This is a genomic window from Mesorhizobium sp. M4A.F.Ca.ET.050.02.1.1 (genome assembly GCF_003997725.1).
Classification (GTDB): Bacteria; Pseudomonadota; Alphaproteobacteria; order Rhizobiales; family Rhizobiaceae; genus Mesorhizobium.
The window spans coordinates 1-6,125 of sequence record NZ_RZSG01000341.1; the positions used below are offsets into that span (position 1 = coordinate 1).

Sequence of the window (6,125 nt, forward strand, 5' to 3'; positions counted from 1 at the left end):
GAACCATCTGCTCGGCATCGGCGCGCGACACGCCGTGGCTGGCGAGTACGCCCGGATAGACCTTGGTCTCGCCGTCCTTGCGTTCCTTCCAGCCGGTCAGGTCGTCGGCGGCATAGCCGGCGAAATCCTCGATCGTCTTCACGCCGTCCTCGCCGAGCGTCACCATCATGGCGGTGGTGATGCCGGGGATTTCGCGCAGCTCGTCCTCGACGCCGAGCGCCTTGCGCTTGTCGTCATGCTCGGCCTCGATCTTCTCCAGATACTCGCGGGCGCGGGTCTGGATTTCCGAAGCGGTGTCCTCGTCGAAGCCGTCGATCGAAGCGATCTCGCCGGCGTCGACATAGGCGACTTCCTCGACGCTGGTGAAGCCTTCGGAGGCCAGCACCTGGCCGACCATCTCGTCGACGTCGAGGGCCTCCATGAACAGCGCCGAACGCTCGACGAATTCCTTCTGGCGGCGCTCGCTCTCTTCCTGCTCGGTCAGGATGTCGATGTCCCAGCCGGTAAGCTGCGAGGCGAGCCGGACGTTCTGGCCGCGGCGGCCGATGGCCAGCGACAGCTGGTCGTCCGGCACCACGACCTCGATGCGCTCGGCGTCCTCGTCGAGCACCACCTTGGCGACCTCGGCCGGCTGCAGCGCGTTGACGATGAAGGAAGCGGCCGACGGCGACCACGGGATGATGTCGATCTTCTCACCCTGCAATTCGCCGACCACCGCCTGGACGCGGCTGCCGCGCATGCCGACGCAGGCGCCGACCGGATCGATCGACGAATCACGCGAGATGACGGCGATCTTGGCGCGCGAGCCCGGATCGCGGGCCACCGACTTGATCTCGATGATGCCGTCGTAGATTTCCGGCACTTCCATGGTGAACAGCTTGGCCATGAACTGCGGATGGGTACGCGACAGGAAGATCTGCGGGCCGCGCTGCTCGCGGCGCACGTCGTAGACATAGGCGCGGACGCGATCGCCATATTTGTAATTCTCGCGCGGGATCAGCTCGTCGCGGCGAATGATCGCCTCGCCGCGGCCGAGATCGACGATGACGTTGCCGTATTCGACGCGCTTGACGGTGCCGTTGACGATCTCGCCGATGCGATCCTTGTATTCGTCATACTGGCGGTCACGCTCGGCCTCGCGCACTTTCTGCACGATGACCTGCTTGGCCGACTGGGCGGCGATGCGGCCGAAATCCATCGGCGGCAGCTGTTCGGCGATGAAATCGCCGAGCTGGGCGTCGGGGTTGCGCTCGCGGGCCGAGGAAATGGCGATCTGGGTAGCGTAATCCTCGACCTTCTCGACCACTTCCATCAGCCGCTGCAGCTTCATCTCGCCGGTGTTGGCGTTGATGTCGGCGCGGATGTTGGTCTCCTGGCCGTAGCGCGAGCGCGCCGCTTTCTGGATCGCATCGGCCATGGCGGCGATGACGATCGACTTGTCGATCGACTTTTCACGCGCGACCGCATCGGCGATCTGCAGCAGTTCCAGTCTGTTGGCGCTTACAACCATTGTCTTTCTCCCGAGCCTGTTGCCGGACCTTTCGCCGGGCGGCTCAAATCAATTGTCCTGTTCGGTTTCGTTTTCCGTATCCACGGCTGCGTCTTCCGCTTCGCCGCGACGCTTCCTGGCTTCCTTGCGCGCCCTGTTGTCCTTCGACAGAGCGTCGCGGATGAGATCATCGGTCAGCACCAGCCGAACATCGGCGATCGCATCGTAAGGCACGCGCACCGTCGGCTCCTCGCCATAGGCCGCCTTGTCGCGGGCGATCAGCACGCCATCGGCGTCGCTCTCGGCGATCTTGCCCTTGAAGCGCTTGCGGTCGCCGACGAGGACCGATGTCTCCATCTTGACCAGATGGCCGGTCCAGGTGGCGAAATCCGACTTGCGCACCAGCGGCCGGTCGATGCCGGGCGAAGAGACCTCGAGATGATACGCCTTTTCGATCGGATCTTCGACATCGAGCGCCGGAGAAACGGCGCGGCTGACCTCTTCGCAATCCTCGACGGTCATGGTGCCGTCCTCGCGTTCGGCCATGATCTGCAGCGTCAGCCCGTTCTGGCCCGACAAATGCACCCGCACCAGGCGGAAGCCTATGCCGCGCAGCACCGGCTGCACAATCAGCGCGATGCGGGCATCGATGCCGCTTTCGCGGATGATACGGTCGTCGGCGTCGATTGCCGCTGCGCTCATCAGGTCCCTGTCGCTCTTTCTTCGTGACTGGCCGGCAGGTAATAAAAAAGAGCGGGACCGGGTGGACCCACTCTTCGTCATACCGACCAAGAATTTGACGCTGATATAGACGATCCCGGCCGGCGTTTCAAGTCTACCGTGAGGAGCGTGGCAAACGCGGCGGTCTTGCTGCGGACCACCAGCAAATGGAGGCCGGCCCAGGCAGCCTTGCGCCCGGCGCATGGCGTCCATGCGGTAACGCCCCTGTGATCGCTGGCGCGCCGCGCCTATCTATGTTGCATCGCACAACAAGAGAAATTGCGCGCGGTGGCGCGCGAAAGGTTGAAAATCATGGGTAGCCGCAAGCTGTTTTCCGCCATCGGCGACATCTTCACCACATTCGGCAGCGCCGTTGCCGCGTCGCGCGCCGTCGAGGCCGGCCGCAGGCCGCGCACCAACGATCTGCGCAAACTTGGAATGGACCCGGCCGCCTTCGACAGGATGGGTCGCTTCTGAAAGATCGGGCGCTTCTGATGCAACTGCCCCTGGCGCGGTTAGCCGTATCGCGCCGGGCCTATGTTCTGACGAAAGTCAGATAGGCGGGCTGCCGGCCCTCACGCAGGGCCTTGGCCTCATAGCGCGTGCCTGGCCAGGCATCGTAAGGCCGATGCCAGTCGGCCGCGTCCCGCGCCTGCCATGTGAAGGCGCCGTGCACCCGGCAGTGCAACAGTGTCCAATTCACATAAGTGTCGATGTCGGAGGCAAAACGGAATCTTCCGCTCGGCTTCAGCACCCGGGCGAAACGGTCGAGATTGACCGGACCGACAAAGCGCCGCTTCCAGTGCTTCTTCTTCGGCCAGGGATCAGGATACAGCAGGTCGATGCCGTCCAGCGAAGCTGGCGGCAGCCAGTCGAGCAGCCGTGTGGCGTCGTCGTCATAGACCCTGAGATTGGCCAGCGGCTTTTCCCTGACCGCCATCATCAGCTTGGCCATGCCGTTGACGAACGGCTCGACGCCGATAAAGCCGGTTTGCGGAGCCGCCGTCGCGCGATGCAGCAGGTGCTCGCCACCGCCGAAGCCGATTTCAAGCTGAATAGCGGAAACATCGGTGGCAAACAGCTGGCGCAAGTCGGCTGGCGGCTCGGCCGCCAGATCAAGCCGATAGGTCTGAAAACCGCTTTCCAGCGCCGCGGCCTGCTGCGGACGGATGGTCTTGCCGCGCCGGCGGCCGAAGAAAGCTTCGGTCGCGCGGCTCGGCCTGTCTTTTGTATCCATGGACAGGTTTGCAGTCGCCGTCAGGCGGCGACCGCGTCCTTCAGCGCCTTGGCGAGATCGGTCTTCTCCCAGGAGAAGGAACCGTCGCGGCCGGCCTTGCGGCCGAAATGGCCATAGGACGAGGTTTTCGCGTAGATTGGCCGGTTGAGGTCGAGGTGGCGGCGGATGCCGGAGGGCGACAGGTCCATGACCGAGCGCAGCGCGTCCTCCAGCCTTGCCTCGTCGACCTTGCCGGTGCCGTGCAGGTCGACATAGACCGACAGCGGCTGGGCGACGCCGATGGCGTACGACAGCTGGATGGTGCAGCGGTCGGCGAGCTTGGCGGCGACCACGTTCTTGGCGAGGTAGCGCGCCGCATAGGCTGCCGAGCGGTCGACCTTGGTGGTGTCCTTGCCGGAGAAGGCGCCGCCGCCATGCGGCGCCGCGCCACCATAGGTGTCGACGATGATCTTGCGCCCGGTGAGGCCGGCGTCACCATCCGGACCGCCGATGACGAACTTGCCGGTCGGATTGATGTACCAGTTGCAGTCCTCGGCGATCTTGAGATCGCCCAGCGCCTCGCGGATATAGGGCTCGACGACCTTGCGGACCTTCTTGGAATCCCAGGTCGCATCGAGATGCTGGGTCGACAGCACGATCTGCGTCGCTTCCGCGGCCTTGCCGTCGACATAGCGCACGGTGACCTGGCTCTTGGCGTCCGGCCCGAGCTTGCCGGCCTCGCCGTCACCGTCATGGCGCGCGGCGGCCAGGAGCTCGAGAATCTTGTGGCTGTAGTAGATCGGCGCCGGCATCAGGTCCGGAGTCTCGCGGCAGGCGTAGCCGAACATGATGCCCTGGTCGCCGGCACCTTCCTCGCCCTGGCGGTCGGCGGCGTTGTCGACGCCCTGGCCGATGTCGGGCGACTGGCCGTGCAGCAGGACATCGATCTTCGCCGTCTTCCAGTGGAAGCCGGCCTGCTCGTAGCCGATCTCGCGGATCGCCTTGCGGGCTACCGACTTGAACTTTGCCGGATTGACGACCGGATGACCGGCGGCGTCCTTGAGGATGTTGCCGGCCTTGTCTTTCCTCAGCAGCGTCTCTGGAACCCGGACCTCGCCGGCGATGACGACACGATTGGTCGTGGCCAGGGTCTCGCAGGCGACACGGACCTTCCAGGGATCCATGCCGGTTTTCTTGGCCTCGCGATAGACCAGATCGACGATCTCGTCGGAGATACGGTCGCAAACTTTGTCGGGATGGCCCTCGGCAACGGATTCCGAGGTGAAGAAGTAGTTCAGCCGCGTCACGGGTGTCCCCTCTTGAAAAAAATCGACAGGTTGCCGATTTTGGCGCGCCACGTGTTAGCGGTGCCGGGCGCCGCTCGTCAAGCGCCGCCGCGGTTCTGGCATGAATGTGAGCACAGTTTGTCTTGTGCCACCACCGACGGGGCGCCGTCGGTGGCACAAGCCCCTGGATCAGTCGGCGTCGTCGGTAGAAAGCGATTTCACCAGATCGATGATCCTGCGACGCACCTTGACGTCGGCAATCTTGACGAAGGCGCGGTTGAGTTGAAGCCCTTCCGGACTGCCGCAGAATTCGACGGCGAAAGCCATCGACGCGTCTTCGGCAAATCCTCGGTTGCCCACGGCCTCCTGACCCGGGGCATCCTCGAAAAAGAAGGCTACGGGCACGCTGAGGATGGACGCTATGGCCTGCAAGCGGCTGGCGCCGACCCGGTTGGTGCCTTTCTCGTACTTCTGGATCTGTTGAAACGTGATGCCGAGATTCTCACCCAGCTTCTCCTGGCTCATTCCAAGCATATTTCGCCGAAGCCTGATGCGACTTCCGACATGGATGTCGATCGGATTCGGCTTTTTCTTGTTTTCTTCTGTCATTTTCTCCTCGCCGAATTTTTCCGGCTTTTTCTATTTTTTCTTGCCCAAACGAAGCCGGAGCCAACTGCCCCAACAGAACCTCCAACCGACTTCGAGAAATTTCAGGCGCTTACAGTATGAGTTTCTAATGTGTCGGCTGTCAATTCACCCGTAGCCGTAGCCTTACATTCGATAGGAGTGCTCCCAGCGCGAACAGGAACATGATCAGCAATCCGTTAATGCGCCGCCGATCGGCAGAAATGAGGGCGCGCCCAGAGATCGGTACGCGCGCGTCGATGGCACCGCGCGTGTTGACTGCGAGCGCGTCGACAATGCGGCCGCGCGAGTCGACAATGGCGGAAATGCCATTGTTAGCCGCGCGCAACAAAGGCAATCCATTCTCCACCGCGCGAATCTGGGCCTGCCTGAAGTGCTGGTATGGTCCCGGCGTGTCGCCGAACCACGCATCGTTCGTGACGTTCACAATAAGCTGAGATGACGCTGCGTCAACCGTCACAAGGTCGGGGAAAATGACTTCATAGCAAATGAAGGGGAGCGCCCGCACGCCGTCCGGCAGCGCGATCGGATGGCGCACGTTGCCGGGCGCGAAATTCATCGGGCCGGCGACCAGTTGTTCGACCCCGAAGCGGTCGAACAGGTCGGCGAAAGGCAGATATTCGCCGAAGGGCACCAGATGGATCTTGTCGACGGCGTCGGTGATCTCGCCCTTGTCGTTGATCGCCACCACGGAATTGTAATAGCGGCTGCCGGCGCCTGCCGCCGAGCCGCCCTCTTCGCGGACGACGCCGGCGATCAGCATCTGGCC

Annotated in this window: 7 protein-coding genes; 1 reads left to right on the forward strand and 6 read right to left on the reverse strand. The window is 63.2% G+C overall.

Translation table 11 applies throughout. From position 1 onward, the window contains the following. Positions 1-1,510 (reverse strand): transcription termination factor NusA (gene nusA, locus EOA33_RS20820; protein ID WP_127406451.1); only part of this gene is annotated, 1,510 nt, incomplete at its 3' end. Positions 1,511-1,558: 48 nt separating this feature from the next. Further along, positions 1,559-2,191: a ribosome maturation factor RimP gene (rimP, locus tag EOA33_RS20825; RefSeq protein WP_126056669.1), complete on the reverse strand. Its 633-nt coding sequence runs from the start codon at positions 2,189-2,191 to the stop codon at positions 1,559-1,561. A 330-nt stretch (positions 2,192-2,521) separates the two neighbouring features. Here rimP and EOA33_RS20830 point away from each other — a divergent pair, with 330 nt between their 5' ends. Further along, positions 2,522-2,686 carry a hypothetical protein gene (locus EOA33_RS20830; RefSeq protein WP_126056670.1) on the forward strand — a complete coding sequence of 55 codons (165 nt, stop codon included), beginning with the start codon at positions 2,522-2,524 and terminating at the stop codon, positions 2,684-2,686. A 58-nt stretch (positions 2,687-2,744) separates the two neighbouring features. Here the strand turns inward: EOA33_RS20830 and EOA33_RS20835 are convergent, their stop codons facing one another. The 4 genes from EOA33_RS20835 to lnt all read right to left on the reverse strand — a co-directional run. Then, entirely contained in the window at positions 2,745-3,446 is a 702-nt protein-coding gene (locus EOA33_RS20835; protein WP_127406452.1) for a tRNA (guanosine(46)-N(7))-methyltransferase TrmB, read from the reverse strand. 20 nt (positions 3,447-3,466) lie between these two features. Then, the gene (gene metK / locus EOA33_RS20840) at positions 3,467-4,732 is read right to left on the reverse strand and encodes a methionine adenosyltransferase (RefSeq protein WP_126056672.1); all 1,266 of its coding nucleotides are present in this window, start codon (positions 4,730-4,732) and stop codon (positions 3,467-3,469) included. Between the two features lie 168 nt (positions 4,733-4,900). Further along, entirely contained in the window at positions 4,901-5,320 is a 420-nt protein-coding gene (locus tag EOA33_RS20845; RefSeq protein WP_126056673.1) for a helix-turn-helix domain-containing protein, read from the reverse strand. A 139-nt stretch (positions 5,321-5,459) separates the two neighbouring features. Beyond that, on the reverse strand, positions 5,460-6,125 hold a 666-nt coding region (gene lnt, locus EOA33_RS20850), incomplete at its 5' end, for an apolipoprotein N-acyltransferase (protein WP_127406453.1).

What these genes read in the sequence shown, in the direction of transcription:
- rimP (WP_126056669.1), bottom strand. Translation starts at nt 2,191, where the DNA reads ATGAGCGCAGCGGCAATCGACGCCGACGACCGTATCATCCGCGAAAGC.
- EOA33_RS20830 (WP_126056670.1), top strand. Translation starts at nt 2,522, where the DNA reads ATGGGTAGCCGCAAGCTGTTTTCCGCCATCGGCGACATCTTCACCACA.
- EOA33_RS20835 (WP_127406452.1), bottom strand. Translation starts at nt 3,446, where the DNA reads ATGGATACAAAAGACAGGCCGAGCCGCGCGACCGAAGCTTTCTTCGGC.
- EOA33_RS20845 (WP_126056673.1), bottom strand. Translation starts at nt 5,320, where the DNA reads ATGACAGAAGAAAACAAGAAAAAGCCGAATCCGATCGACATCCATGTC.